This window comes from Hydrogenophaga sp. (genome assembly GCF_048549895.1).
In the GTDB taxonomy this organism is placed as follows: Bacteria; Pseudomonadota; Gammaproteobacteria; order Burkholderiales; family Burkholderiaceae_C; genus Hydrogenophaga.
This window is the reverse complement of sequence record NZ_JBLYYB010000128.1, coordinates 1-25,987: the sequence shown is the minus strand read 5'-3', so window position 1 is coordinate 25,987 and position 25,987 is coordinate 1. Positions and strand designations below refer to the sequence as shown.

At 65.6% G+C, this 25,987-nt stretch carries 24 protein-coding genes and 2 tRNA genes; 11 read left to right on the top strand and 15 right to left on the bottom strand.

Going from position 1 to position 25,987, the window contains the following annotated elements; genetic code table 11:
- Positions 1-92: 92 nt before the first annotated feature.
- Positions 93-644 carry a hypothetical protein gene (locus tag ACN4F8_RS13265; RefSeq protein WP_419474029.1) on the bottom strand — a complete coding sequence of 184 codons (552 nt, stop codon included), beginning with the start codon at positions 642-644 and terminating at the stop codon, positions 93-95.
- 151 nt (positions 645-795) lie between these two features.
- On the opposite strand from ACN4F8_RS13265, the gene ACN4F8_RS13260 reads away from it, so the two are divergent.
- Positions 796-939 carry a hypothetical protein gene (locus ACN4F8_RS13260; protein ID WP_419474028.1) on the top strand — a complete coding sequence of 48 codons (144 nt, stop codon included), beginning with the start codon at positions 796-798 and terminating at the stop codon, positions 937-939.
- A gap of 10 nt (positions 940-949) precedes the next feature.
- Here ACN4F8_RS13260 and ACN4F8_RS13255 read toward each other — a convergent pair whose 3' ends face one another.
- The 4 genes from ACN4F8_RS13255 to ACN4F8_RS13240 are packed head-to-tail and all read right to left on the bottom strand — an operon-like array spanning position 950 to position 5,397.
- Positions 950-3,367, bottom strand: coding sequence for a xanthine dehydrogenase family protein molybdopterin-binding subunit (locus ACN4F8_RS13255; protein ID WP_419474027.1), 2,418 nt, complete (start codon positions 3,365-3,367; stop codon positions 950-952).
- Complete coding sequence (locus ACN4F8_RS13250) at positions 3,364-3,849, bottom strand: (2Fe-2S)-binding protein (RefSeq protein WP_419474026.1); 486 nt, start codon at positions 3,847-3,849, stop codon at positions 3,364-3,366. The genes ACN4F8_RS13255 and ACN4F8_RS13250 overlap by 4 nt, the downstream gene beginning before the upstream one ends.
- A 17-nt stretch (positions 3,850-3,866) precedes the next feature.
- Positions 3,867-4,736: an FAD binding domain-containing protein gene (locus ACN4F8_RS13245; RefSeq protein ID WP_419474025.1), complete on the bottom strand. Its 870-nt coding sequence runs from the start codon at positions 4,734-4,736 to the stop codon at positions 3,867-3,869.
- Positions 4,737-4,746: 10 nt separating this feature from the next.
- Entirely contained in the window at positions 4,747-5,397 is a 651-nt protein-coding gene (locus tag ACN4F8_RS13240; RefSeq protein WP_419474024.1) for a CoxG family protein, read from the bottom strand.
- A gap of 112 nt (positions 5,398-5,509) precedes the next feature.
- Between ACN4F8_RS13240 and ACN4F8_RS13235 the strand changes: the two genes are divergently transcribed.
- The 4 genes from ACN4F8_RS13235 (at position 5,510) to ACN4F8_RS13220 (ending at position 9,332) form a co-directional block, all read left to right on the top strand.
- On the top strand, positions 5,510-6,211 hold the full coding sequence (locus tag ACN4F8_RS13235; RefSeq protein WP_419474023.1) for a TetR/AcrR family transcriptional regulator: 702 nt from the start codon (positions 5,510-5,512) through the stop codon (positions 6,209-6,211).
- An 87-nt stretch (positions 6,212-6,298) separates the two neighbouring features.
- Positions 6,299-7,369, top strand: coding sequence for a C4-dicarboxylate TRAP transporter substrate-binding protein (locus tag ACN4F8_RS13230; protein ID WP_419474022.1), 1,071 nt, complete (start codon positions 6,299-6,301; stop codon positions 7,367-7,369).
- Positions 7,370-7,449: 80 nt separating this feature from the next.
- Complete coding sequence (locus tag ACN4F8_RS13225; protein WP_419474021.1) at positions 7,450-8,007, top strand: TRAP transporter small permease subunit; 558 nt, start codon at positions 7,450-7,452, stop codon at positions 8,005-8,007.
- Positions 8,004-9,332 (top strand): TRAP transporter large permease, encoded by a 1,329-nt coding sequence (locus ACN4F8_RS13220; RefSeq protein WP_419474020.1) that lies wholly within the window; start codon positions 8,004-8,006, stop codon positions 9,330-9,332. The genes ACN4F8_RS13225 and ACN4F8_RS13220 overlap by 4 nt, the downstream gene beginning before the upstream one ends.
- Positions 9,333-9,392: 60 nt before the next feature.
- Here ACN4F8_RS13220 and ACN4F8_RS13215 read toward each other — a convergent pair.
- The 5 genes from ACN4F8_RS13215 to ACN4F8_RS13195 form a co-directional block, all read right to left on the bottom strand.
- Positions 9,393-9,468, bottom strand: a tRNA-His gene (locus ACN4F8_RS13215).
- A gap of 61 nt (positions 9,469-9,529) precedes the next feature.
- Positions 9,530-11,446, bottom strand: a complete 1,917-nt coding sequence (locus ACN4F8_RS13210) for a SurA N-terminal domain-containing protein (protein WP_419474019.1) — start codon at positions 11,444-11,446, stop codon at positions 9,530-9,532.
- An 87-nt stretch (positions 11,447-11,533) separates the two neighbouring features.
- A tRNA-Val gene (locus ACN4F8_RS13205) sits at positions 11,534-11,609 on the bottom strand.
- Positions 11,610-11,631: 22 nt separating this feature from the next.
- A complete protein-coding gene (locus tag ACN4F8_RS13200) occupies positions 11,632-11,922 on the bottom strand; it encodes an HU family DNA-binding protein (protein ID WP_268766309.1) in 291 nt (96 codons plus the stop codon).
- Positions 11,923-12,158: 236 nt separating this feature from the next.
- On the bottom strand, positions 12,159-13,250 hold the full coding sequence (locus ACN4F8_RS13195) for a tartrate dehydrogenase (protein ID WP_419474018.1): 1,092 nt from the start codon (positions 13,248-13,250) through the stop codon (positions 12,159-12,161).
- 92 nt (positions 13,251-13,342) lie between these two features.
- Between ACN4F8_RS13195 and ACN4F8_RS13190 the strand changes: the two genes are divergently transcribed.
- Positions 13,343-14,323, top strand: coding sequence for a LysR family transcriptional regulator (locus ACN4F8_RS13190; protein ID WP_419474017.1), 981 nt, complete (start codon positions 13,343-13,345; stop codon positions 14,321-14,323).
- Here ACN4F8_RS13190 and ACN4F8_RS13185 read toward each other — a convergent pair.
- Together ACN4F8_RS13185 and pgsA are read right to left on the bottom strand one after the other, a co-directional pair.
- The gene (locus ACN4F8_RS13185) at positions 14,280-15,170 is read right to left on the bottom strand and encodes a DMT family transporter (protein ID WP_419474016.1); all 891 of its coding nucleotides are present in this window, start codon (positions 15,168-15,170) and stop codon (positions 14,280-14,282) included. The two genes, ACN4F8_RS13190 and ACN4F8_RS13185, sit on opposite strands and share 44 nt — an antisense overlap.
- A gap of 24 nt (positions 15,171-15,194) precedes the next feature.
- Positions 15,195-15,764 (bottom strand): CDP-diacylglycerol--glycerol-3-phosphate 3-phosphatidyltransferase, encoded by a 570-nt coding sequence (gene pgsA / locus ACN4F8_RS13180; protein ID WP_419474015.1) that lies wholly within the window; start codon positions 15,762-15,764, stop codon positions 15,195-15,197.
- Between the two features lie 255 nt (positions 15,765-16,019).
- On the opposite strand from pgsA, the gene ACN4F8_RS13175 reads away from it, so the two are divergent.
- Entirely contained in the window at positions 16,020-16,631 is a 612-nt protein-coding gene (locus tag ACN4F8_RS13175; RefSeq protein ID WP_419474014.1) for a toxin-activating lysine-acyltransferase, read from the top strand.
- A 16-nt stretch (positions 16,632-16,647) separates the two neighbouring features.
- On the opposite strand, the gene uvrC is transcribed toward ACN4F8_RS13175, so the two are convergent.
- Positions 16,648-18,681 (bottom strand): excinuclease ABC subunit UvrC, encoded by a 2,034-nt coding sequence (uvrC, locus tag ACN4F8_RS13170; protein ID WP_419474013.1) that lies wholly within the window; start codon positions 18,679-18,681, stop codon positions 16,648-16,650.
- Positions 18,682-18,722: 41 nt separating this feature from the next.
- Here uvrC and earP point away from each other — a divergent pair, with 41 nt between their 5' ends.
- From earP to ACN4F8_RS13150, 4 genes are all read left to right on the top strand, one after another.
- Positions 18,723-19,793, top strand: coding sequence for an elongation factor P maturation arginine rhamnosyltransferase EarP (gene earP, locus ACN4F8_RS13165; protein ID WP_419474012.1), 1,071 nt, complete (start codon positions 18,723-18,725; stop codon positions 19,791-19,793).
- A 151-nt stretch (positions 19,794-19,944) separates the two neighbouring features.
- Positions 19,945-20,499, top strand: coding sequence for an elongation factor P (gene efp / locus ACN4F8_RS13160; RefSeq protein ID WP_159605254.1), 555 nt, complete (start codon positions 19,945-19,947; stop codon positions 20,497-20,499).
- 71 nt (positions 20,500-20,570) lie between these two features.
- Positions 20,571-21,449, top strand: coding sequence for an AEC family transporter (locus ACN4F8_RS13155; protein ID WP_419474011.1), 879 nt, complete (start codon positions 20,571-20,573; stop codon positions 21,447-21,449).
- Positions 21,450-21,489: 40 nt separating this feature from the next.
- Entirely contained in the window at positions 21,490-22,359 is an 870-nt protein-coding gene (locus tag ACN4F8_RS13150) for a TIGR00730 family Rossman fold protein (RefSeq protein ID WP_419474010.1), read from the top strand.
- A gap of 52 nt (positions 22,360-22,411) precedes the next feature.
- Here the strand turns inward: ACN4F8_RS13150 and ACN4F8_RS13145 are convergent, their stop codons facing one another.
- Positions 22,412-23,839: an efflux transporter outer membrane subunit gene (locus ACN4F8_RS13145; protein ID WP_419474009.1), complete on the bottom strand. Its 1,428-nt coding sequence runs from the start codon at positions 23,837-23,839 to the stop codon at positions 22,412-22,414.
- Position 23,840: 1 nt separating this feature from the next.
- The coding region (locus tag ACN4F8_RS13140) for an efflux RND transporter permease subunit (RefSeq protein ID WP_419474008.1) at positions 23,841-25,987 on the bottom strand (2,147 nt) is incomplete at its 5' end.

The window sequence follows — 25,987 nt, the reverse complement described above, 5'->3', positions numbered from 1 at the left end:
TCACACCACCCCGACGGGACTATTTCCACAGCCGTCACCGCCAGCCGGACTCGGTGGTGTTGCCCCTTCGCGGCCGGCAACGCGCACCCGGCTCAGATGAAACGCTCGATGTAGATCAGCGCGCCTTCGTCGAACTGATCAAAGTTGTGGTGGATGGCGTGCGCAGCACGGATGAGTTCGTCCTCCACAAAGCGCGGGCAGTCGATGGCCCAGAGCTGCAGCGCAATGTTGGCCGCTGCCGCCAGCATGGGGCCGCTGGGCGCCCAGAACAGCGTGCCGCTGTCGTGACCGACCCGCAGGTCCTGGAAGTTGGCGCGGTAACGCCGCGTGAACATCACGGCCACAAAACGCAGCGCCGCCGCCATGGCCACCGCCTGCGGCTGCCCCGCAGACACGAACTGGTGCTGGATGTACTGCATGCCCAACTCCAGCGAAGGCAAGTCGTCCAGCCCGGGGATCACCGGATACTGCACCAGCGCTGCCCGGTCGGTCTGCAGCTTGTTGCCCATGAGCTTGAGCGCACGGCGCGAAGCCTCCACGAACAGCAGGCGCGGCACCGGCTGGCAGGCAGCGTCCAGATCGATCTGCACCGCAGGACCAGCGCCCTGGGCTTTGTTGTGTCGGTCGTGTGGCTCGGCGTTCATGGCGGCGTGTGTGGCGCGGGGCGGTCAATCCTGAGCGGCATGGGCCTGGCGGGCAACGATGGCGCGCCAGACGATGCAGCGGGAAAGACGTCCCCAGCGGTTCCTGGTGGATGGAGATGTGTTCTCTATCGGCCAGGGCGGGAGGATCTTGATGTCGAGCATGAGCGTGGAGGCGGTTCCGCACACCGGCCGTCAGTCGCTCTTGCGCATGACCCACTCCTGCGGCGACGGCATCGCCATGCAGCTCAAGGACATCCAGCGGCAGAAAACGGTGGCGCCTCCACCGCCGGGCTGAACCTGTGCTTTCAGCGCACCTTGCCCAGCGCGCGCAACACCTTCTGCGGCGTGATGGGCTGCGAGAACACGTGCGCGTCGAATAGCGCCATGGCGTCGTTGATCGCGTTCATCACCGCCGCCGGCGCACCCGCCGTGCCGGCCTCGCCCGCGCCCTTGGCGCCCAGCTTCGATGTGGCGGTGGGCGTCTGGATGTGGGCCACTTCAATGTCGGGCATCTCCGCCGACATGGGCACGAGGTAGTCGGCCATGCTGGCGTTGATCATCAGGCCGCTGTCGTCGTACAGACACTCTTCGAGCAGCGCGCCGCCGATGCCCTGCACGATGGCGCCGCGCATCTGCTCGTCCACCAGCATGGGGTTGAGCACACGGCCGCAGTCTTCCACCGCCCAGTGCTTGAGCAGTTTCACAAAGCCGGTGTCGGTGTCCAGCTCCACATACGAGGCCTGCACGCCGTTGGTGAAGATGAACGGAAAGTCGCGCTGCGCGTAGTGCCGCGTGACCATGAGCTCGGGCGTGAATTCGGCGGGGAGTGTGTCGGAGCGGAAATACGCAATGCGGCCCAGCTCGGCCAGCGGCAGCAGTTCTGCGCCGGTGGTGGCGTCCACGATGCGGTCGCGCCGCACCGCCAGCGTGGCGCCGTCGCGTTTGAGGATGATGGCCGCCACCTTCACGATGTTCTCGCGCAGCGCCTGGCCGGCCAGCAACACGGCTTCGCCGCCGATGCCCGCGCCGCGTGAGGCCCAGGTGCCGCCACCATACGGCGTGGCGTCGGTGTCGCCGGTGACCACGCGCACCTTGGTGATGTCCACGCCCACCGCGTCGGCCGCGATCTGCTGGTAGATGCCTTCGGTGCCCTGGCCCTGTTCACCCACGCCGATCAACACGGTGATGTGGCCTTCGGGGTCCAGCCGCACGGTGGCGCCGTCTTGCGAGGCGATGCGCGCACCGCCCACGCCGTAAAACGCGGCACTCGGGTTGGTGAGCTCGATCACGGTGGCAAAGCCGATGCCGCGGTGAATGCCCTGCTGTCGAAGCGCGGCCTGCTCGGCACGCAGCGCGTCGTAGTTCATCAGCTCGCGCAGCTTTTTCAGGCTGGCTTCGTGCGAGAGGATTTCCAGCTTGATGCCCGAGATGCCGGCCGTGGGGTAGGCGTCGTCGGGAATCACGTTGAGCTCGCGGATGCGCAGCGGGTCCATGCCGATCTTCTGCGCGGCCAGGTCCACCAGCGCCTCGGTCACGGCGCAGGCAATCGGGTGGCCCACGCCACGGTACTGGCAGGTCGGCGTCTTGTTCTGGAACACCACGTTGAGCTTGGCGCGGTAGTGCTTGTGCTTGTACGGGCCACCCACGAGGTTGACCACCTGGTTGCCTTCAATGGCGCTGGTGCGCGGGAACATGGAGTACGGGCCGATGCCGGTGAGGTCGTCCATGTCGAAGCCGAGAATTTCGCCGTCGCGGTTGACCGCGATGCGCGCCTTGATGTGGTGGTGGCGCGCGTGGATGTCGCTGGTGAAGCTCTCCAGCCGGTCGGCCACGAACTTCACCGGGCGGCCCAGCATGATCGAGAGCGCCACGGTGGCGAAGTCGTCGGGGTACGCGTGCACCTTGATGCCGAAGGAGCCGCCCACGTCTTTGCAGGTCACGCGGATGGCGCTGGCCGGCAGGCCGAACTGGCGACCGTAGAGGTCCTGCATCATGTGCGGCGCCTGGCACGAGTGGTACACCGTGAGGCGCTGCTCGGCCGGGCTCCAGTGCGCGATCTGCGCGCGCGGCTCCAGCGTCACACCGGTGTGCCGGCCAAACTCGAACTCGATATCGGCCACCACGTCGGCGTTGGCAAAGGTCTCATCGACCTGGCCCACATCCAGCGTGCGGGTGAAGCACAGGTTGTCGCCCAGCTCGGGGTGGATCAGCGGCGTGGCCGGGTCCAGGGCGGTGAGCATGTCGGTGGCGGCGGGCAGCTCTTCCCAGTCCACCTCGATGTAGGCCAATGCGTCTTCGGCCTCGGCACGGCTCTCGGCCACCACCGCCACCACCGGCTCGCCCTGCCAGCAGGCGCGGTCCAGCGCCAGCGCGTACTGCGGTGCCGACTTCATGCCCGCCAGGTGGCCCAGCGTGGCCACCCAGGGCTTGCAGACCTTGGCGAGGTCTTGCCCGTCGGCCACCAGCAGCACGCCGGGCATGGCCCGGGCGAAGTCGGCGTTGACCGACTTGATGCGCATGTGCGCCACCGGGCTGCGCCAATAGACCACGTGGGCCATGCGCGGGAGTTCGATGTCGTCCAGGTACTGGCCCAGGCCCTGGGTGAGCCGCTCGATGCCGCCGCGCGGCACCGACGCGCCAATGTAGCGCTGGTCGTCGCTGACCGGGGTCAGCGGTTGGGTGTGGTCCACACCAGGCTCCAGGTTGACGGTGTCGCGCTTCATGCGGTGGCCTCCTTGCGTTGTTGCAGCACGTCGCAGATCGCGTCCACGATGGCGTGGTAACCGGTGCAGCGGCAGTAGTTGCCCGAGATCCACTCGCGCACCTCGGCGCGGCTGGCGTGGGGCATCTGCTCCACCAGTTCCTTGGCCGCCATCAACATGCCCGAAGTGCAGAAGCCGCACTGCAGCGCGTTGCGCCGCACAAAGGCCTCTTGCAGATCGCGGATCACGCCGGACGCGCTCAGGCCTTCAATCGTTTGCACGGTGCCGCCGTCGGCCTGCACGGCCAGCGTGAGGCAGCCGCGCACGATCTGGCCGTTGAGCTCCACGGTGCAGGCGCCGCACACGCCATGTTCGCAGCCGAGGTGGCTGCCTTTGAGGCCGAGGTCTTCACGCAAAAAATCCACCAGGTGGGTGCGTGGTTGCACGCTGCACTGGTGCGGCTTGCCGTTGACGGTGACTTTGATCGGATACAGGTATGCCATGGGTGTTCCTTGGGGGCTCAGGCGGTGGCGCTGGCAGTGGCCACGGTGGGCAACATGCGGTGCAGCAGCACGCCGGCCAGATGCCGTTTGGTGTCGGGGGTGTTGGTCAGGTCGGGCAGCGGATCGATTTCGCTGCGCAGGCTGGCCACGGCCTGGGTCACGGTGGCGATGTCCAGCGCGCGGCCTTCCAGCAGCGCTTCTGTCTGGCGCGCGCGCACCGGCGTGGCGTCCACACCCAGCAGCACGATGCGCAGGCCGTGCAAGGCCTGACCTTCGCGCCGGGCGGTGGCCGCCATGCCGACGATGGCGTAGTCGCCGTGGCGGCGCGCGAGTTCGCTGAAGCCGAACCAGTGCTCTGCGCTGGCCAGCGGGATCTCGCAGGCGGCCAGCAGCTCGTCGGGCTGCAGTGCGGTGCTGTAGAGACCGGTGAAGAAATCGTCGGCCGCGATGCGGCGTTCACCCTTGGGGCCGCGCGCCACCACCGTGCCGCCCAGCGCCAGCAGGCAGGTGGGCCACTCGGCGGCCGGATCGGCGTAGGCGATGGAGCCACCAAAGGTGCCGCTGTTGCGGATGGCGCGGTGCGCAATGTGGGGCGCGGCCGCCTTGAGCAGCGGTGCGTGGCGCGCCACCAGCGGGCTGAACTCGATGTCGGTGTGCGTGGCCAGTGCGCCGATGCGCAGCACCTTGCCCTGCACGCTGATGCCGCGCAGCGATTCGATACCGGTGATGTCGATCACCAGTTGCGGCTCGGACAGGCGCATGTTCAGGGTGGCCATCAGCGTCTGGCCGCCGGCCAGCAGGCGGGCGTCGTCGCCGTGTTGCTGCAGCAGCGCGAGCACCTGGTCGATGGTGGTGGGTTTGACGTAGTCGAAGGCAGCGGCTTTCATGGAGCGGTCCTCAAGAAGTCAACAGGGAAGCGATCCACACGCCGAAGCCGGTGGACAAGGAACCAAGCACGAACCACAGCACGCGCACGCCTTCACCGCTGGCTGCGGGCTGCGGCGCGTGAACGGTGCGTGGCACAAAAGCAGGCTGCGGCGCGGCGGCGGCCGTGGGTGCTGCTTCTGCAGGCGCAGTTTCAGCGGCTTCAGCAGCGTCCACCACCGGCTCGCCCACCATCTGTTCGTTGAACGCGGTGAAAAACTGGTCGGCCATCTGCTTGGAGGCGGCGTCGATCATGCGACCGCCCACCTGGCCCAGCTTGCCGCCAATGGCGGCCTGCGCGGTGTAGCGCAAACGCGTGCCACCGGCCTCGTCGGTGAGCTCCACGTTCGAATGGCCCTTGGCCATGCCGGCCGCGCCGCCCGAGCCCTGAAAGCGCAGCACGCAGCCTTCGTTGGCGCGGATGTCTTCCATGCGCACGTGGCCCACGAAGCGGGCGCGCACCGGGCCGATCTTCACGGCCACGCGGGCGGTGCGCTCGGTCGGGCTGGTGGCCTCCATGGCTTCGCAGCCGGGGATGCAGCGCGTCAGGATCTCCGGGTCGTTGAGCCCGGCCCAGACCTTCTCGCGCGGTGCACCGATCAGGATGTCTCCATTCAATTCCATGCCTTGAATCCTCGGGTTTTCACGGGTGTTTTTGTTTACCAGTCGGTTAACAATGGTACGAATCATTGACCCAGCGGTAAATAGCGTGCGCATCCAGACAAACCCTGACACGGTGCAAGAAGACGAGCCCACAGTGCCGGACGCACCGGTGCGTCGGCGCATGGGTGTGGTCGAGCGCGAGCGCCAGATCCTGGACGGCGCGATTCAATTTTTCTCGGTGCACGGCTTCAACGGCCAACTGCGCGACCTGGCCAAAAGCATCGGCGTGACCCACGCCCTGCTCTACCACTACTTCCCCACCAAACAGGCGCTGGTGGACCGCGTGTACCTCGAAGTGTTTGAAGGTCGCTGGCGCACCGAGTGGGACGCCCTGCTCGACGACCCCGACATGCCGGTCGAAGACAAGCTCACCGCCTTCTACTGGGAGTACGTGACGATCACGCTCTCGCAGGAGTTCGTGCGCATCCTCGTGTTCTCGGGCCTGACCGACCACACCATCACCGACCGCTTCTTCGCCATGCTGCGCGCCCGGTTGTTCCCGCGCCTGATCCGCGAGACGCGCCGCTTTCGCGGTGTGGTCAGCCGCGCCAAACCCAGCGAGCGCGAGATGGAGTTGCTGATGGGCCTGCACGGCGGCTTCTTCTACATCACCATGCGCCGCTGGATTTACGCGCAGGACGTCTACAGCGAAAGCGCCCACGAAGGCTACGACGAACAGCTGGTGCGCGACCGCGTGCGCGCCTACCTGAACGCCAGCCGCGATCTGTTTGCCAACACCACCGGGAGCACGCGCAAGCGCTCCACCCCACGCTGACCCAGTTTGATGAAGCCGGTGCGGGGGCACCGGCACCCCACCAACCCCGGCTGAACCTGCAGCCATGACACCCACCGAGGAGACAACATGAGACTCAAGAAAATCACCATCGCAACCCTGGTCGCCATGGGCGCCACACTGGCGGTCGGTTCGGCCATGGCGCAGCAACGCGTCACGGTCAACATCGGCTCCAGCCACCCCACCACCAACATCTGGGCCTTCGCCATGAAGGAAGTGTTCCAGCCCGAGGTGGACCGTTTGCTCAAGGAAGGCGGCGCCAAGTACGAGGTGCGCTGGCGCGAGAACTACGGCGGCACGCTCTACAAGTTCACCGACACCCGCGCCGCCGTGCGCGACGGCATCGTGGACGTGGGCATGGTCGGCACCGTGTGGGAAAACTCCGCCATGCCGCTGCAGAACGTGACCTACTTCACCCCGTTCGCCACGACCAACCACGAACAGCTGATCGAGATCTTCGACAAGCTCAACGCCACCGTGCCCGCCCTGCGCGACAGCTGGGCCGCTCAGAACATGGTGCCGCTGTCTTCGCTGATCACCGACAGCTACGACATCTACGCCACCTTCCCGGTGAAGGACATGAGCAGCCTGAAAAACAAACGCATCAACGCGCCTGGCACCTCGGCCAACTGGATGCGCGAGACCGGCGCCACGCCGGTGGACGGCGCACTGACCACCTACTACACCAACATCCAGACCGGCGTGACCGATGGCGCGCTGTCGTTCGCCAGCGGCATCGGCCCGGCCCGCGTGTACGAGGTGGCCAAAAACCTCACGCGCGTGGACATCGGCGCCATGTACTTCGGCAGCGTGGCGGTGAACAAGAAGGTGTTCGACGGCCTGCCCAAGGAAGTGCAGGACGCCATGCTCAAGGCCGGCAAGGCCACCTCGGTCGCGCACGGCAAACACGTCACCAAAACCGCCAACGCTGCGCTGGACACCATGAAGGCCGCCGGCCTGCAAATCACCGAGCTGCCGCAAGCCGAAAAGACCAAGTGGGTCAACGGCCTGCCCAACATCGTGGCGCCCTGGCTGCAAGGCACGGGCGACGCGGGCAAGCAGGTGCTCAAGGCCTACTTTGACGAACTGCGCGCCCGTGGCGTGAAGCCACTGCGCGACTGGGACCTGCAGAACCGCTGATCGACCCGACGCCGTCTTTTCCACCCGGTGGCGCCCTCGCGCTGTCGGGTGGTGTTTCTTCCAGCTTTCACAGGTGACCTGTGCACAACGAACCCGACTTCGCCAGCGAAACCCCTGCGGTCGCCGGCCTCACCAATCCACTGCAAGGCGTGGCCAACGTGCTGGCCGCCGTGGGTACGGTGTGGATCTTTCTCATGATGTTGCTGATCGTGGCCGATGTGCTGGGCCGCAACTTCTTTGACTCGCCCATCACCGGCGTGGCCGAATTCGCCGCCCGCTCGGTGGCCTCCATCGTCTTTCTGCAGCTGGCCGCCGCCGTCTGCTCAGGCCGCATGACCCGCAGCGACTTCCTGCTGCGCATCATCGGCAAACGCTCGCCGGCCGCCTTCAAGGCGCTGGAAGTGATCAACGTGGTCATGGGCGCGTTTCTGTTTTTCGCACTGGCCTTCATTGCCTGGCCCGAGCTCACCGAGGCCATGAAGATCAAAGAGTACTTCGGCGTGCAAGGTGTCTTCACGGTGGTCACCTGGCCGTTCCGCGCGCTCATCGTGCTGGGCTCCGTGGCCGCCGCTGTGGCCTACCTCGCCTGCATCCCCTCGCTGCTGCGCCAGCCCCCCTTCAACGGAGCACACGCATGAGCGAACTGGCCCTGGGCGGGCTCCTGATCGGGGCCCTGGTATTTCTCGTTCTCTTTGGCCTGCACATCGCGGTGGCCCTCACCGCAGTGGGTTTTGCCGGCATCTGGCTGATCCGCGAAGACGTGGACATGGCCATGCGGCTCATGTACCTCTCGGCCTACAACGGCGTGGCCGACTACATCTTTGCCACCATCCCGCTCTTCGTGTTGATGGGCCTGCTGGTTTCGATATCGAACGTCGGCAAGGACACGTTCGATGTGGCCGAAACCCTGCTGCGGCGCCTGCGCGGTGGCCTGGGCGTGGCCACCGTGGCGGCCAACACCGTGTTTGCCGCCGTCACCGGCGTGTCCATCGCGTCGGCCGCGGTGTTCACCCGCGTGGCCGTGCCCGAGATGGTGAACCACGGCTACCGCGCCAGCTTCGCCGCCGGCACCGTGGCCGGCAGTTCGGTGCTGGGCATGATGATCCCGCCCAGCCTGCTGCTCATCATCTACGGCGTGCTGGCCGAGCAGTCCATCGGCACCCTGTTCATCGCCGGCATCATCCCCGGCTTCGTGATGGCGGCCGCCTTCGCCATCATGATCATGCTCATGGCCAGGTTCACACCCGGTTTGGTGTTTGACCTGAAGCGCCAGGCCGAGCTGGCCGCCGAGCGCAGCACCGCGCGTCTGCTCACCACCACCGAAATGCTGGGCAAGCTGGTGCCGATTGCGGCATTGGTGGCACTGGTGCTGGGTGGCCTGTACTCGGGTTTCTTCACACCCACCGAGGCGGGTGGCGTGGGCGCCTTCGGGGCCTTCGTCATCGCCATCCTGCGGCGCAAGCTCGGCGGCGGCAACCTGTGGCGCGTGCTCACCGAAACCGGCGCGGTGTCGGTCGGCATCCTGATCCTGCTGGTGGCGGCGGGCTTCTACAGCCGCATGCTGTCGGTGGCCGGCGTGCCCATGGCCATCAGCGACTTGGTGCAGGACGCTGGCCTGGGCCCCTACGGGTTCCTGTTCCTCTACGTGGTCATCCTGCTCCTGCTGGGCATGATCCTGGACTCCAGCTCCATCCTGCTGATCATGACGCCGGTGGCGGTGCCGATCGCCGCGGGTCTTGATTTCAACCTGATCCACTTCGGCATAATCACCGTCATCGCGGTGGAGATCGGCCTGCTCACGCCACCCTTCGGCATCTCGGTGTTCACGGTCAAGTCCACACTCAACGATCCGAATGTGTCGGTGGAAAGCATCTTCGCCGGCTCCATGCCTTACGTGGGCGTGATGCTCGCCGTGCTGCTGCTGATCGCGATCTTCCCGTTCATGGCGCTGGCTTTGACCTGAGCAGCCCAAGCAGACAAGAAAAAACCCGTTGCCTTGTGGGCAACGGGTTTTTTGTGTTTCTGGGGTGGCTGATGGGGCTCGAACCCACGACAACAGGAATCACAATCCTGGACTCTACCAACTGAGCTACAGCCACCGCAAGCCGCAGATTATAGCCGCAAGTCGTTCGTCAACTTGCGGTGACCAGCGGAGAAAACTCAGCGAGCGGACACGACCGGCTTGGGCTCGTTCACCAGGATGCGGGCCTTGAAGCGTGTCTTGAGCGCTTCGTAGTACGCCAGGCTCTCAGCGCTGGCCCACCACTGGCTGTACTGCTGCACTTCCTGGGCCAAGGCCTGCGCCGGACGCACTTCGCGCGGCAGCACTTTTTCAACCTTCACAACCGCATAACCCTCATTGCCCAGCGACACACCGACCCAGGCCGGCAGGCTCTTGGGATCGGCGCTGAGTGCTGCGGTCAACACGGGTTGGGCCAGGCCCTGCGCGTTCTCACGCGACACGGTCTGGGCTGCCGAGAGACCGGTTGCAGTGCCGCCGGCTTTCCAGGCCTGAAGCTGTTTTTCACCCTCTTCACGCGCCAGTTCGGCCGCGCGTTGCGCCACCAGACGGGCCCGCACAGCTTCGCGCACCTCGTCCAGCGGGCGGGTGCGCGCAGGCGAGTGTTTCACCACGCGCGCCGCCGCCAGCTGGTTGGAGCCGGTCTCGATGGCTTCGGTGTTTCGCTTCTTGTCGATGGCATCGGGGGCGAACAGGGCGGCCAGCAAACGCTCGTTGCCCAGCACGCCGGTGACACCCTGCGGCTGGCGCTGCACACCCTGAGCGGTGCGGATCTCCAGCTTCAGGCGATCGGCTGCGGGCTTGAGGCTGTCGGCCTGCTCGTACACGAGGTTGCTGAAGGTCTCGGCGGCTTCAGCGAACTGCTTTTGCGCCTGCTGCTGCTTGAGCTCAGCCTCGATCTCGGGCTTCATGGACTCGAAGCTGCGCTGTGGCGGAGCCTTGATGTCGGTGAGCTGGATGATGTGAAAGCCGAACTCGGTCTCCACGAGATCGGAGATGCCGCCCTTGGCGAGTGAGAAGGCCACATCTTCAAACGGCTTGACCATGGCACCACGCGCGAAAAAGTCCAGGTCGCCACCGTTGGCGGCAGAGCCAGGGTCTTGCGACTGCGCCTTGGCCACGTCGGCAAAGGTCGCGGGGTTCTTGCGCAACTGCTCCAGCAAGGCCGCCGCCTTGGCACGCACGGCGTCCTTGTCGGCCGCAGGCGCGCCCGCAGGCACAGTCAGCAGGATGTGGCTGGCACGACGTTCCTCAGTGCCAGCCAGACGCCCGGCGTTCTGGTCGTAATAGGCGCGCACGTCGGCTTCATTGAGCGCCAACGACGCTTGCAGCGAGGCCGCGTCCAGCACCAGGTACTCGATGTCGGCCTGCTCGGGCGCCTGGAACAGCGGCCCGTTGGCGTTGTAGAAGGTTTCGATCTCGGCGTCGGTCGGCTTCACGCGTGCGGCAAAGTCGGCTGAGTTGAAGCGGGCAATCTGAACTTCGCGGCGTTCAAAGAAGGCATTGAGCGACACGGTGGCCAGGCCCACAGGCGCAAAACCCGAGCCCACGATGCTCTGTGCCACCTGCCGCTGCGACAGGTCGGCGCGCACACGGGCTTCAAACATTTCGGGTGTCATGCCCTGGCGAGCCACCAGCGCACGGTACGCCTCCACGTCGAGCGAGCCATCGGGCTTGCGCAAGGCGGCAATGGCTTCGTTTTGTTGCAGCTCGCTGGCCAGACGCTGGTCGCTGGTGAAGAGGTTGAGTTTTTGCGCTGCGGTGGCCAGCACGCGGTCGCGCACGAGGCGCTCCAGCGTGGCGTAGCGCGCCTCGTCGCTCTCCAGCAGCTTGGCGTCCAGCGTGGGCATGGCCTCACGCAGGCGCTGGGATTCAACCTGATGGGCCTGATCCCATTCGGCTTTGGTGATCTCCTGACCGTCCACCGAGGCCACGGGTTCACCACTTTCGTTGAACCGGGTGTAACCCTCGATGCCGAACAGAACGAACGAGGGAATGATCAGGATCAGCAAGAAGCCCATGAGGTACTTCTTGTGGTTGCGGATGGTATCGAACATGCCTGGAACCCTGCTGCTTCAAAAGGGATGTAAGGAGTTGTCTGAAGGACAACAAAAAAGGCGAACCCGGGTTCGCCTTTTCGATGGTGGTGGGTGCTGACGGGGTCGAACCGCCGACCTACTCCGTGTAAAGGAGCCGCTCTGCCAACTGAGCTAAGCACCCCACCGGAAAGTGGGCGATGGCCTCAGTTCAGTGCGTCTTTGAGGGCCTTGCCCGGACGGAACTTCGGCACCTTGGCGGCCTTGATCTTAATCTCGTCGCCGGTGCGGGGGTTGCGGCCCTTGCGGGCTGGACGCTTGGTCACTGCGAAAGAGCCGAAACCCACGAGGGACACGGTGCCGCCCTTCTTGAGCGTGGTGCGGATGGCGGTGATGGTCGAATCGAGTGCACGCGTGGCGGCTGCCTTGGAGATGTCGGCGTTCTTGGCAATGTGTTCGACGAGTTCTGTTTTGTTCACAAATGGCCCCTCTTGGATTGAGATGAGTTGTTCCGTTGGTACAAAGCTTGTCCTGGAACGGCGCGGTTGGCGGCCGTGGGGACGGGTTTTGTTGATCGCTGGACACGGTGATGGCCGTGGCACACGCAAAGTGATTAGACCCATGGGCCACAACCCCTGTCAATACACGGGGATCGCGCGCCCGTTCCCGACGGCACAAGAGGCGAGATTCTAGACGCTTTCCCCCGTCGCGCCGTCGCGCAGAACACCCCGGATCAACCCTTGATCGCCTGTGCGATGGCGCGGCCCACATCGGAGGTGCCTGCGGTACCGCCCAGATCGGCGGTTCGGGGTGCGCCACTGCCTGGCTGCAGCACCGATTCAATGGCGGTCATGACGGCGTCGTGCGCCGCTTTGTGGCCCAGAAAATCCAGCATCAGCGCACCACACCAGATCTGACCGATCGGATTCGCAATGCCTTTGCCCGCAATGTCCGGCGCCGATCCGTGAACCGGCTCGAACAAGGAAGGATGCTGGCGCGTGGGGTTGAGGTTGGCGCTGGGCGCAATGCCGATGGTGCCGGTGCATGCCGGGCCGAGGTCGGACAGGATGTCGCCAAACAGGTTGCTGCCCACCACCACATCAAAGAAATCGGGGCGCTGCACAAAGTGCGCGGTGAGGATGTCGATGTGGAACTTGTCGACCCGCACGTCCGGGTATTCCTTGGCCATCTCGGCCACCCGTTCGTCCCAGTAGGGCATGGTGATGGCGATGCCGTTGCTCTTGGTGGCGCTGGTCAGATGTTTCTTGGGGCGCGAGCGCGCGGTCTCGAAGGCGTAACGCAGCACGCGGTCCACGCCGATGCGCGACATCACGGTTTCCTGCATCACGATCTCGCGTTCGGTGCCCGGGTACATGCGCCCGCCGATGCTTGAGTATTCACCCTCGGTGTTCTCGCGCACGATCACCATGTCGATCTCGCCGGGTGCGCGCGCGCTGCCGTCGCGCCGCACCACCGGAGCGATCACGCCGGGCATGAGGCGCGCGGGCCGCACGTTGACGTATTGGTCGAACTCACGACGGAACAGCAGCAGCGAGCCCCAGAGCGAGATGTGGTCGGGCACCTTGTCGGGCCAGCCCACCGCACCAAAGTAGATCGCCTCGTGGCCACCGATCTGGTCTTTCCAGTCGTCGGGCAGCATCTTGCCGTGGCGCTCGAAGTAGTCGCAGCTGGAGAAGTCGAAATGGTCGAACTGCAGGTCGATGCCGAACTTCGTGGCGGCTGCTTCGAGCACGCGAATGCCCTCGGGCATGACTTCGGTGCCGATGCCGTCTCCGGCGATGACGGCGATGCGGTGTTGGCTCATGGATGCTCCTTCGGATGGGTCTTGGAAAGTCGCCAGCATAGCCCGCCTTGCGGCAATAATCCGGCAATTGATTCGTTCCACAAAGGAAACAATTGGACCGCCCCGATCTGGAACTTGTGCTCGCCGTGCGCCAGCACGGCAGCCTGGTGATGGCCGCCCGCGCGCTGCGCGTGGCGCCCTCGGCCGTGACCAAACGCCTGGCCGCGCTGGAGGCGGGCCTGGGTCTGAAACTGTTCCAGCGCACCACGCGGCGTGTGAGCCCCACGGCCGAGGGCGACACGCTGTGCGAGCGCGCGGTGCACCTGCTGCGCGCGTTCGACGAGGTGCAGGCCGAGTTGCGCGAGCGCCAGGCCGAACCGGCCGGGCCGATTCGGCTGGCGGCCACCTTCGGTTTTGGTCGCCTCTGGGTGGGCCCGGCGCTGGCCGATTTCCAGGCCTTGCATCCCGGTGTGCAGGTGCAGTTGCAGCTGACTGAACAGCTGCCCGACCTGGCGGTGGAAGGGTTTGATGGCGCCATCTGGCTCTGGAACGCACCAAACGAACGCACGGCCGAATGGGTGTCGCGGCGGCTCGCTGGCAACCAGCGTGTGCTGGTGGCGGCACCCGGCTATTTGCAGCAACACGGCACACCGCGCACGCTGCAAGACCTTGCGTCCCACAGCTGCCTGGTGGTGCGCGAAAACGGTGGTGGACCCGGCCAGCGCTTTGAACACTGGCGGCTGCAGAGCGCGGGCGAGACGCAGGTGAAACACGTGCCGGTGAGTGGCCCACTCTCCAGCAACTCGGGCGAAATGGTGCGTGACTGGTGCCTCGCGGAGCGCGGCATCATGTTGCGCAGCCTGTGGGACATCGCACCACAGTTGGCCAGCGGCGAACTTGTGCGGGTGCTGCCGGGACACGCCATGGCGGACGCCGACATCCACTGGCTCGCGCCCTACCGGTCGCAGACCCCTCGGCGCATCCGATTGCTGGTGGACTTTCTGGTGGAGCGTTTCCGCCACGAGCCGTGGAAGCCCGCGCGGCGCGCCCCTAGCGCGAAGCGCGCACCACCAGGCTCACGCCAAAAGCGGTGAGCGCGGTGCCGGCCAGTGTGACGGCGGTGATGGGTTCGGCGAACAGCACCCACGCGATCAGCGCGGTGCATGGCGGCACGAGATACATCAGGCTGGTGACACTGGCCGCCGCGCCGCGCTGGATCAGCAAATAGAGCAGCGAACTGCCACCCAGCGTGAGGCCCAGAACACTCCAGGCCATGGCCCCCATGAGCTGTCCATTCCAATGCATGGCCTCAGCCTCCAGCAAAGTCAGTGGCAGCGTGACCAACACCGCAGCCAGCAACTGCACCACGTTGGCGGTGCGCACGTCGCAAGCCGCCACGAAGCGCTTCTGGTAGAGCGTTCCGATGGTGATGGAGAACAGCGCCATGACCGCCAGCGACAGGTTGAACCAGGTGGCCTGATCGCCCGGCCCGCCCGCGCCAAACTTGCGCGAAACCACCAGCACCAGCCCGGCAAAGCCCAGCACCAGACCGAGCCATTGGCGCCTGGACACCTTGGAGCCTGTGCCCGAGAGCCAGATGGCGGTGAGCACAGGCTGCAGTCCCACGATGAGAGATGACAAACCCGAGCCCATACCTGCCTTGACGGCCACCCAGACACCCCCCAGGTAGCCCGCGTGCATGAAGACGCCTGTGACGGCCAGATGAAGCCGCTGCGTGCGGTTGGTGGGCCACTTCACGCCTGCCACAAGAATCCAGGGGAGAAAGCAGGCGATGGAGAGCGCGTAACGCACCACGAGAAACTTCATGGGCGGGGCAAACGGCATGCCGTAACGCGCCACGATGAAACCAGTGCTCCAGATGAGCACGAACACCCAGGGCATGGCGCGCAGCCACGCGTTGTCTTGCGTCGGAGAATGCATGAGACCTCAGTGCCGTCAGCGCACTCAGCGTGACTTGGCGCGGATTTCGGGAATGGCCTTTTGCAGGTAATAGACCATGGACCACACGGTCAGCACTGCCGATATCCAGATCAGCCAGGTGCCCCAGAGCCGCGTGTCGATCAGCTGGAACAGCGTGCCGTCGAACAGCAGAAACGGAATCGCCACCATCTGCACGGTGGTCTTGATCTTGCCGATCATGTGCACGGCCACGCTTTTGGTGGCGCCGATGATGGCCATCCACTCGCGCAGCGAAGAAATGGCGATCTCGCGGCCAATGATGATGAGCGCGACAAACACGTCGGCGCGGTCCAGGTGCACCAGCACCAGCAGCGCGGCACACACCAGGAACTTGTCCGCCACCGGATCGAGGAAGGCGCCGAAGGCCGAGGTCTGGTTGAGTTTGCGCGCCAGGTACCCGTCGGCCCAGTCGGTCAGCGCGAACACGACAAACATGACCGTGGCGATCAGGTTCTGCTGCGCCACGCTCATGTCTTCCAGATAGAACACCCCCACGATCAGCGGGATGGCCACGATGCGTGCCCAGGTGAGCAGGGTGGGGAGGTTGAAAAACATGGCGCGATTATGCGGGCTCGATCCAGCCGCAGATGTGCAGCGTCGCATCGGTACTGGAGATGCGCTGCGCTCGCCAGCCTCGGTGCCGCCCGGAGACGGGCTCGCGGACTTTTTCACGCAGGCTTCGAATTCGTGCCCAAGCACCTTCCGAAAATGAGTCTCAAAAACTTACATCAATGAAAATAGAAACCTCTTTTGAATTCTTTTGAACTCAATCAAGGGCCGATACGGCACAACGCATCTTTGAACCCACCCATGCACACCACACACCACCTTCAAGCGCCGCAACTCACCGGACAACCCAATCGCACCAGCGAGGCATTTGGTGCGGCCGTGTGGCTGTGGATGCAACTGCCCCGCCAACGCCAGCTCGCCCTCAAGAGCCTGGAGAAGCGCTTGCTGGAGCCGATCCAGCAAGGTCAGTACGTGCTGGTCTGCACGGGCAAGCACAACCGCCAGCGCGATCCGGTGGCCTTGCTGCTGTATGCCGGCCTGAATGCGCGCACCGAAAGCCAGTACCTCAGAGATCCTTCTGCCCCGTTGGCCGCCACCGACTGGCGCAGCGGTGACCGGCTGTGGCTGATCGACTGGGTCTCTCCGTTTGGCCAATCGCTGCCGTTGCGCCACCAGATGCAGGAGCTGTTCGCGCGCCAGACCGCCCGCAGCCTGCTGCGACACCCGCGAGCAAACGCAAGCCGGGTGAAGACGTGGCGGGGCGACACCTGCACCTGCGACGCCGCCCACGCCTGGTGGCACGAGCGCCCGGTGTTGAGCGGCCCCCGGAGCACGCCTTCCTGGCCCGTTGCAAGGCACTGGGAGCCCACCGTTCCAGCCGAATTCCTGCACCACGGCAACACGTTTGCATGATGCGGCTCAAAACCGCTCAGTGCAGGGCGCGGTAGATCGCATCAGCCAGCTCGGCCGAGATGCCTTCCACGGTGCACAGGTCGTCCACGCTGGCTGAGGCCACGCCACGCACACCACCAAAGCGCTGCAGCAAACGCGCGCGCTTCTTTGGCCCCACACCCGGAATGTCTTCGAGCTTGCTGCCGCCGGTGCGCACCTTGGCGCGCTGGGCGCGCATGCCGGTGATGGCGAAGCGGTGCGCCTCGTCGCGGATCTGCGCCACCAGCATCAGCGCCGCGGAGTCGTGGCCGAGGTAGACCTTCTCGCGCCCATCGGCAAACACCAGTTCTTCCAGGCCAACCTTGCGGCCTTCGCCCTTCTCCACACCCACGATGAGCGACAGGTCCAGCCCGAGTTGCTGGAACACCTCGCGCGCCATGCTCACCTGCCCTTTGCCGCCGTCGATGAGCACCAGGTCGGGCATGCGCGGTCCGGTGATGGATTCGGCGGTGGGTTCGGTCGCTTCGTCGGTGAGGGCTTCGACAGGCTCAGCCCGAACGGTGAGATCTGGCGGCGGTGCGTCCTCCGAACGCATGGCCTCGGCGATCTTGCCGTAGCGCCGCAGCAGCACCTGTTTCATTGCCGCGTAGTCGTCGCCCCCGGTGATGCCTTCGATTTTGTAGCGGCGGTACTGGCTGTTCTGCATCTTGTGGCCTTCGAACACCACACACGAGGCCTGGGTGGATTCACCGGCCGTGTGCGAGATGTCGAAACACTCGATGCGCAGGGTGTCCAACTGGTCGTCGGGCAGTTGCAGCGCGTCGGCCAGCGCGCGGGTGCGCGCCTGCTGACTGCCCTCTTCGGCCAGCAGGCGGGCCAGCGCGATGTCGGCGTTTTTTTGCGCCATCTCCAGCCAGATGCGGCGGTGCTCGCGCGGGTTGTGCACCGCGTTCACCTTGTTGCCCGTTTGCTCGGACAGCGCGTCCAGCAGCGGCCGGCCCACCGCGTGGCTGGTCACCAAAATCTGCGGCATGGCGATGCCCAGGTAGTGCTGGGCAATGAAGGCTTCCAGCACCTGCACGGCCACGCGCTCGGCCGGGTCGCCGGTGGGCGCGTCGCCCTCTTCAGAGAGCGCGTTGTCGATCGCGGTGGCGTCGTCCACGTGCGCGGGAAAGTACGGCCGGTCGCCCAGGTGGCGCCCGCCGCGCACCATGGCCAGATTCACACAGGCGCGCCCGCCGTGCACCTTGACCGCCAGCACATCCACGTCCTTGTCGGACAGGTTGTCCATGGTCTGCTGGTGCAGCACGCGCGAGAGCGCGGTCATCTGGTTGCGCAGCTCGGCGGCCTGTTCAAACTCGAGTTTTTCAGCGTGCACCAGCATGCGCTGCTCCAACGCGTCGAGCACGGCCTGGGTCTCGCCGCGCAGAAAGCGTTCGGCGTCCTGCACGTCGCGTGCGTATTCCTCGCTGTCCACCAGGTCCACACAAGGACCGCTGCAGCGCTTGATCTGGTACAGCAGGCAGGGCCGCGTGCGGTTGGCAAACACCGTGTCTTCGCAGGTGCGCAGGCGGAAGACTTTCTGCAGCAGCGTGATCGACTCTTTCACGGCCCAGGCGCTGGGGTACGGCCCGTAGTAGCTGTGGCGCCGGTCGACCACGCCGCGGTAGTACGCCATGCGCGGAAACGCGAGCGAGGGCACCGGCATCTTGGCCGAAGTGCGGAAGGTTTCGCGCGTGCCGGTGATCTTGAGGTAGGGGTAACTCTTGTCGTCGCGAAACAGGATGTTGAACTTGGGGTTCAACGTCTTGATGAGGTTGTTCTCCAGCAGCAGCGCCTCGGCCTCGGAGCGCACCACCGTGGTCTCCATGCGCACGATCTTGCTGATCATGTGGCCGATGCGCGTGCCGTCGTGGCTCTTCTGGAAGTAGCTCGACACACGCTTCTTGAGGTTGCGCGCCTTGCCCACGTAGAGCAGCTGGCCCTGGGCGTCGAAATAGCGGTAGACGCCCGGCAGCCCGGGGAGTGCGGCCACCTCGCTGAGCAATTGATCGGAATGCGTGTCTGACATGGGCGCGTATTGTGCGCGGCCTGAAAAGCCTTGCCGCGACAATGGCGGCCATGCGTTGGGACATTTTCTGCAGGGTGATCGACAACTTCGGCGACGTGGGCGTGTGCTGGCGGCTCTCGGCCGAGCTCGCGCGCCGCGGTGAAGAAGTGCGCCTGTGGCTCGACGATCCACAGGCACTGACCTGGATGGCGCCGGGCGCCATCGAAGGCCGGGTGAGCGGCATCGAGGTGCTGCACTGGACCACGCCACTGCCCGCTGGCCAAGCGGCCAGCTTGCCCTTGGCCGACGTCTGGATCGAAGCCTTTGGCTGCGAACCGCCGCCCGAATGCATCGACGATCTGGCCACGCGCCTGGCCCACGGCGAACGTCCGCCGGTATGGATCAACCTGGAATACCTGAGCGCCGAGCCCTACGTGGAGCGGTCGCACCGCCTGCCCTCGCCGGTCATGAGCGGCCCTTTGAGGGGACTCACCAAATGGTTCTTCTACCCCGGCTTCACCGAACGCACCGGGGGCCTGCTGCGCGAACCCGACCTGCTGCAGCGGCAGGCTGCGTTCGACGCTGACGCCTGGCTGCACGGCCTGGGCCTGCCATCCGCACAACCCCGCGCCAGCCTGTTTTGTTACGAGCCTGCCGCCCTGCCCGAGGTGCTGCGCCAGGCGGCACAAGGGTCATGGCACTGGCTGGTCACGCCCGGGCGCGCGTGGCGCGCGGCTCAGGCCGCACCGGCTGGGGAACTGCACGCCCTGCTCTTGCTCACCCAGCCCGCCTTCGACCACCTGCTCTGGGCCTGCGACCTCAATTTCGTGCGCGGCGAAGATTCCCTGGTGCGTGCTCTGTGGGCCGGCCAGCCCTTCGTCTGGCAAATTTACCCGCAGCACGACGACGCGCACCACGCCAAGCTCAACGCCTTCCTCGACTGGCTGCAGGCGCCTCCAGCGCTGCGCGCCCTGCACCGCGCCTGGAACGGCATTGGCAGCGCCACCCCGGTGTGGCCCGATGCCGTGGCGCTGGTCGAATGGCGCAGCTGCGTGCAGGCCGCGCGCCAACGCCTGTTGACCCAGCCCGACCTGGCCAGCCAGCTGAGCGGGTTCGTACTGGAAAAGCGATAAAATTCGAGGCTTTGCGGAAATCCGGCCCGGGCAACATGCCGTCCACCGCTTCCGCCAGCCGTCTGCCTCGCCGCACAGATCGCAGCCATCAGCTCAGTTCCCGGGTGTCCAGCCCACGCCAGGAACACGCGGCCCAACCGTTGGAACCCTTATGAAAATCGCTCAAGAACTCCGCGCCGGCAACGTCATCATGCACGGCAAGGACCCGATGATCGTCCTGAAAACCGAATACAGCCGTGGTGGCCGTGGTGCCGCCACCGTGCGCCTGAAGCTCAAGGCCCTGCTCAACAACATGGCCACCGAAGTTGTCTGCAAGGCCGACGACAAGATGGACCAGATCATCCTGGACAAGAAGGAGTGCACCTACTCCTACTTCGCCGACCCGATGTACGTGTGCATGGACAGCGACTTCAACCAGTACGAGGTGGAAGCCGAGAACATGGGCGACGCGCTGAACTACCTCGAAGACGGCATGACCGTGGAAGTGGTGTTCTACGACGGCAAGGCCATCTCTGTGGAACTGCCCACCAGTGTCGAGCGCGTGATCACCTGGACCGAACCCGCTGTGAAGGGCGACACGTCCGGCAAGGTGCTCAAGCCCGCCAAGATCGCCACCGGCTTTGAAGTGTCGGTGCCGCTCTTCGTGGCGCAAGACGACAAGATCGAGATCGACACCCGCACCGGTGAATACCGCAAACGGGTCTGATCAGACACCGATCGACCGGTTCAAGAGGCTCCTGCGGGAGCCTCTTTCGTTTGTCTTCAACACCCCGTGCCATGGACCTGATCGCCCGCATCTCCGACGTCATCATCCCGGTCTTCCTGATCGTGGCCATCGGCTACGGTTACGCACGTCGCGGCATGCCCGACATGTCGACGTTCAACCGCATCGCGCTCGATGTGCTGGCGCCGCTGCTGGTGTATTCGGCGCTGGCCTCGCGCGATTTCCGCATGGCCGACCACACCGCGCTGCTGATCGGGGGCACCGTGCTCATCCTGCTCAGTGGCCTGCTGGCCTGGCCGCTGGCCAAGGCCTTTGGCGCCCAACCGCGAACGCTGGTGCCGGTGGTGATGTTCAACAACTGCGGCAACATGGGCCTGCCGCTGGCGCTGCTGGCGTTTGGCCCGGCCAACTTCGGCGCGGCGGTGGCGCTGTTTTCGGTGAGCAACCTGCTGCACTTCTCGCTCGGTGCGCGCATCACCAGCCGCCTGGCGCGCACACGCGACCTGCTCACCAGCCCGCTCATGATCGGCACCGCGCTGGGCTTCATCAGCGCACTCACCGACGTGCGCCCTCCCGACGTGGTGCTCTCCGGCCTGAAGCTGCTGGGCGACGCGTTGTTGCCCATGATGCTGTTTGCCTTGGGTGTGCGACTCACAGCGCTCACCCGCTCGGGCCTGGCGCTGGGTTTGCTGGGCGCCCTGGCGCGGCCCATCATCGGTCTGGCCATCGGCATTCCGCTGGCCTGGGCACTCGGCCTGGAAGGTGCGGCGCGCGGCCAGTTGCTGCTGTTTGCGGCCCTGCCCCCGGCCGTGATGCAGTTCATGCTTGCCGAGCGTTACCACCAGGAGCCCGACAAAGTCGGCGCCATGATCATGCTGGGCAATGCGCTGGCGATCCTGTTCGTGCCGCTGGCCCTGGCGCTCGGGCTGTAGTCACACAAGCCAAGCACACTGTCGATTCAAGGAGCCTTTCATGCAAACCCCACAAAACATCAACGAACGGCGCCTGGCCGATGCCTGGGCCGAGCTGCAAACCCACGCCAACGAAGGCAATCCCCTGCACGCCGACGCTTACCGCCTCGCGTTCGCCGACCCCGAATTTCTGCTGCGCCGCGAAACGCGCGGCATCCGCTTTCAGTTGGAGATGCTCAAACCGGATCTGGCGCAACGCGACGCCGGCATCGAGAACACCGTGGTGGTGTTCGGCAGCGCGCGTTTTCGCGAAGCCAGCGAAGCGCAAGAGATGCTGGTGCGCGCGGAGCGCAGCGGCGTGGCCGCCGACATCACACGCGCCCAGGCCATGGTGCGCAACGCGCCCTACTACGACCACGCGCGCGAATTCGCCCGCACCGTGGCACGCTACAGCGCGAGCTGCCCCAAGGCCGACCAGCTCTACATCTGCACCGGCGGCGGCCCCGGCATCATGGAAGCCGCCAGCCGCGGCGCGCACGACGAAGGCGCGCTCAATGTGGGTCTGAACATCGCGCTGCCGCACGAACAGGCAGCCAACCCGTATGTGTCACCCGAGTTGAGCTTCAAGTTCCACTACTTCGCGCTGCGCAAGATGCATTTCATGATGCGCGCCAAGGCCTTGCTCGCGTTCCCGGGCGGCTTCGGCACGCTCGACGAGCTGTTCGAGGTGATCACGCTGGTGCAATGCAAGAAGGCCAAGCCAGTGCCGATCCTGCTGTTCGGCTCCGACTACTGGAAGCGCCTGATCAACCTCGATGTGCTGGTGGAAGAAGGCGCGATTTCGCCTGAGGACCTGAAGCTCTTTCAGTACGTGGACGACCCCAAGGTGGCTTGGGATGCCATCGTGAAGTTTTACGACCTCAAGACCTGAGTGCGAAAACCGTTCGGGCTGAGCCTGTCGAAGCCCAGCCCGAACCATTCCCTCACTCCGTCCAGCCGCCCCCGAGCGCCTTGTAGAGCGCCACCTGGTTCTGCTGTTGCGCCAGTCGCGTCTGCGCCAGCGCCTGCTGCGTCGTGAACAGCGAACGCTGCGCGTCCAGCACGTCCAGAAAACTCGACACGCCATTGCGGTAACGCAGCTCGGCCAGGCGGAAACGCTCGGCTTCGGCCGTGGCCTGCACCTGCTGGGCGGTGAGCTGATCGCCCAGCGTGGCGCTGCCGGCCAGTGCATCGGCCACTTCGCGGAACGCGGTCTGGATGGCCTTTTCGTACTGCGCCACCGCGATGTCGCGCGCGGCCTTGGCCGAGTCGAGGTTGGCGTTGTTGCGCCCGGCATCAAAGATCGGCAGCAGCGCCTGCGGTGCCAGCGTGAAGCCCCACGAGCCGCTTTCAAACAAGCCCGAGAGGCTGCTGCTGGCCGTGCCCGCGCTCGCGGTGAGCGAGATGCGCGGGAAGAAGGCCGCGCGTGCGGCACCGATGTTGGCGTTGGCCGCGATCAGCTGTTGCTCGGCCTGGCGGATGTCCGGGCGGCGCGTGAGCAGGTCGGACGGCAGGCCGGCCGGCACGTCGCGCAGCATGGCCGATGCGGGCACGGGTGCCACCGGCACCGTCACGCCGTTGGCCGACACGGCGTCGGGCATGGTGGGTGGCGCGGGCAGCAGCGCGGCGGGCGGCGTCTGCCCCACCAGCAGCGTGAGCGCATTCACATCCAGCGCGCGCGCTCTGCGCTGCTGGGCCAGTGCGGACTGCGCGGCGGCGGTGAGCGACTCGGCCTGGCGCAGGTCCAGCGCGGAGGTGGCGCCGTTGTCAAAACGCAGCTGGCTCAAGCGCAGCGAGTCTTGCCGCGTGGCCACGGTGCGCTGGGTCAGGGCCAGCAGTTCGTCGTTGGTCTGCAGGCTCAACCAGCTGCTGGCAACAGCCGCCACCAGGCTGGTCTGCGCGGCGTGGCGCGCTTCTTCGCTGGCGAGGTACTGGGCCAGCGCGGCTTCTTTCAAGCTGCCCAGGCGACCGAAGAAATCGATCTCCCAGCTGCTCAGGGCGAGGCCCACGCTGTAGGTGCTGGCGATGCCGCCATTGCCATCGGGCTGGCGGTTGCCGGCTGCGGCCAGACCCACCGAGGGAAACTGGTCGGCGCGGCGGATCTGGTACTGCGCACGCACCTGCTCGATGTTGAGCGTGGCCACGCGCAGGTCGCGGTTGTTGGCCAGCGACAGCGCGATCAGGTCGCGCAAGCGCGCATCGCCCACGAACTCGCGCCAGGCCATGTTGTCGGCCTGGGCCGCCACGGGGGCGGCTTGATCGGGGAACGTGGCGGCCACAGGGGCTACCGGGCGCTCGTATTTCGGCGTGAAAGAACACCCGGACAGCGCCAGCACAGCCAGGCTCAAGGCTCCAATGCGAAGGTGGGTCATTTCAATGCACTCCGTGTTGTTGCGCCTGCTCGGCGTCTCGTCGGTGTTGCCGCTCGCTGCCTTTGAACAGCGTGCGCACCACCACAAAGAAGATCGGCACGAACACGACCGCCAGCACGGTGCCGGTGAGCATGCCGCCGATCACGCCGGTGCCGATGGCGCGCTGGCTCGCCGAGCCGGCGCCGGAGGCAATGGCCAGCGGCAACACACCCAGCGTGAAGGCCAGCGAGGTCATGATGATCGGGCGAAAACGCAGGTGGGCCGCAGCCAGCGCGGACTCGATCACGCCCTTGCCCTGCGCCTGCAGGTCTTTCGCGAACTCGATGATCAGGATCGCGTTCTTCGCCGACAAGCCGATGATGGTGATCAGCCCGACCTGGAAGTACACGTCGTTGGAGTAGCCCCTGAACAGGGTCGCGAGCAGCACACCGACGACACCCAGCGGCACCACCAGAATCACCGACAGCGGGATCGTCCAGCTCTCGTACAGCGCGGCCAGGCAGAGAAACACCGCCAGGATGGCGAAGGCGTAGAGGATGATGGCCTGCGATCCTGCGAGCTTTTCCTCGCGCGTCTGACCGGTCCACTCGTAGCCGATGCCTTGCGGCAACTGGGCGGCGAGCCGCTCCATCTCCGCGATGGCGTCACCGGTGCTGGCACCGGGGGCCGCGCTGCCGCTGATGCGCATGGACGGATAGCCGTTGTAACGCACGGTCTGCATCGGGCCGGTGATCCAGCGCGTGGTGGCAAAGGCCGAGAGCGGCACGGCCTGCGCCTTGTTGTTCACCACGTTCAGGCGCATCAGGTCATCGGGCTGCATGCGGGCCGGTGCATCGGCCTGCACGATCACACGCTGCAGGCGCCCGGCATTGGGGAAGTCGTTCACATAACTCGAACCCAGCGCGGTGCCGATGGCGGCGCTGATCGCATCAAAGCCCACGCCCAACGCATTGGCCTTGTCGCGGTCGATGTCGATCTGCAGTTGTGGCGCGTCTTCCAGACCGTCCGGGCGCACCTGGGTGAGCACCTTGCTCTGCGACACGAGACCGAGCAACTGGTTGCGTGCAGCGAGCAACGCGTCGCGACCGAGACCGCCACGGTCTTGCAGGCGGAAGCTGAAGCCTGACGACGAGCCCAGTTCCGGAATGGGCGGCGGACTCAGCGGGAAGATGAACGCATCGCGCACACCCGAGAGCGCACCAAACGCCCGCCCCGCCAGGTCCTGCGCCGAACTGCCCTCCGCCGTGCGCTCCTTCCAGTCCTTGAGCGTGATGAACGCCAGCGCCGCGTTCTGGCCCTGGCCGGAGAAGCTGAAGCCCAGCACGCCCACCATGCTCTGCACCTCGGGCTGCTTGAGAATGAAATCCTCCACCTTCTTGATCACGTCCAGCGTGCGCTCCTGGGTGGCGCCCGGGGGCAACTGCACGTTGACCAGCATCGTGCCCTGGTCTTCACCGGGCAGGAACGAGGTGGGCAGGCGCATGTAGACCACCACCGCCGCAGCCACGATGGCGAGATAAATCACCAGCGTGCGCCCGGCGCGCGGCAGCAGCTTGGCCACGCCGCCTTCGTAGCCCTTGGCGGTGCGCGCAAAGCCGCGGTTGAACCAGCCGAAGAAGCCTTTTTTCTCGTGGTGGTGCCCGGCTTCCACCGGCTTGAGCAGCGTGGCGCAGAGCGCCGGCGTGAGCGAGAGCGCGAGAAACGCCGAGAACGCGATCGACACGCCCATGACGGCAGAGAACTGGCGGTAGATGTTGCCCACCGATCCGGCAAAGAAGGCCAGCGGTACAAACACCGAGATCAGCACCACGGTGATACCGATGATGGCGCCGGAGATCTGCGTCATGGCCTTGCGCGTGGCCTCCAGCGGCGGCAGGCCCTCCTCGCTCATGATGCGTTCGACGTTCTCCACCACCACGATGGCATCGTCCACCACGATGCCGATCACCAGCACCATGCCGAACATGGTCAGCACGTTGATGGAAAAGCCCATGGCCAGCAGCGTGGCAAAGGTGCCGAGCAGCGCCACCGGCACCACGATGGTCGGGATGATGGTGTAGCGGATGTTCTGCAGGAACAGGAACATCACCAGGAACACCAACAGCATGGCCTCACCCAGCGTGATGGCCACCTGCTGGATGGAGATCT

What these genes read in the sequence shown, in the direction of transcription:
- ACN4F8_RS13195 (WP_419474018.1), bottom strand. Translation starts at nt 13,250, where the DNA reads ATGAGCCAACACCGCATCGCCGTCATCGCCGGAGACGGCATCGGCACC.
- efp (WP_159605254.1), top strand. Translation starts at nt 19,945, where the DNA reads ATGAAAATCGCTCAAGAACTCCGCGCCGGCAACGTCATCATGCACGGC.
- ACN4F8_RS13255 (WP_419474027.1), bottom strand. Translation starts at nt 3,367, where the DNA reads ATGAAGCGCGACACCGTCAACCTGGAGCCTGGTGTGGACCACACCCAA.
- ACN4F8_RS13260 (WP_419474028.1), top strand. Translation starts at nt 796, where the DNA reads ATGTCGAGCATGAGCGTGGAGGCGGTTCCGCACACCGGCCGTCAGTCG.
- ACN4F8_RS13230 (WP_419474022.1), top strand. Translation starts at nt 6,299, where the DNA reads ATGAGACTCAAGAAAATCACCATCGCAACCCTGGTCGCCATGGGCGCC.
- ACN4F8_RS13155 (WP_419474011.1), top strand. Translation starts at nt 20,571, where the DNA reads ATGGACCTGATCGCCCGCATCTCCGACGTCATCATCCCGGTCTTCCTG.
- ACN4F8_RS13240 (WP_419474024.1), bottom strand. Translation starts at nt 5,397, where the DNA reads ATGGAATTGAATGGAGACATCCTGATCGGTGCACCGCGCGAGAAGGTC.
- ACN4F8_RS13175 (WP_419474014.1), top strand. Translation starts at nt 16,020, where the DNA reads ATGCACACCACACACCACCTTCAAGCGCCGCAACTCACCGGACAACCC.
- ACN4F8_RS13265 (WP_419474029.1), bottom strand. Translation starts at nt 644, where the DNA reads ATGAACGCCGAGCCACACGACCGACACAACAAAGCCCAGGGCGCTGGT.
- ACN4F8_RS13210 (WP_419474019.1), bottom strand. Translation starts at nt 11,446, where the DNA reads ATGTTCGATACCATCCGCAACCACAAGAAGTACCTCATGGGCTTCTTG.
- ACN4F8_RS13150 (WP_419474010.1), top strand. Translation starts at nt 21,490, where the DNA reads ATGCAAACCCCACAAAACATCAACGAACGGCGCCTGGCCGATGCCTGG.
- ACN4F8_RS13220 (WP_419474020.1), top strand. Translation starts at nt 8,004, where the DNA reads ATGAGCGAACTGGCCCTGGGCGGGCTCCTGATCGGGGCCCTGGTATTT.
- ACN4F8_RS13245 (WP_419474025.1), bottom strand. Translation starts at nt 4,736, where the DNA reads ATGAAAGCCGCTGCCTTCGACTACGTCAAACCCACCACCATCGACCAG.
- ACN4F8_RS13250 (WP_419474026.1), bottom strand. Translation starts at nt 3,849, where the DNA reads ATGGCATACCTGTATCCGATCAAAGTCACCGTCAACGGCAAGCCGCAC.
- ACN4F8_RS13145 (WP_419474009.1), bottom strand. Translation starts at nt 23,839, where the DNA reads ATGACCCACCTTCGCATTGGAGCCTTGAGCCTGGCTGTGCTGGCGCTG.
- uvrC (WP_419474013.1), bottom strand. Translation starts at nt 18,681, where the DNA reads ATGTCAGACACGCATTCCGATCAATTGCTCAGCGAGGTGGCCGCACTC.
- pgsA (WP_419474015.1), bottom strand. Translation starts at nt 15,764, where the DNA reads ATGTTTTTCAACCTCCCCACCCTGCTCACCTGGGCACGCATCGTGGCC.
- ACN4F8_RS13185 (WP_419474016.1), bottom strand. Translation starts at nt 15,170, where the DNA reads ATGCATTCTCCGACGCAAGACAACGCGTGGCTGCGCGCCATGCCCTGG.
- earP (WP_419474012.1), top strand. Translation starts at nt 18,723, where the DNA reads ATGGCGGCCATGCGTTGGGACATTTTCTGCAGGGTGATCGACAACTTC.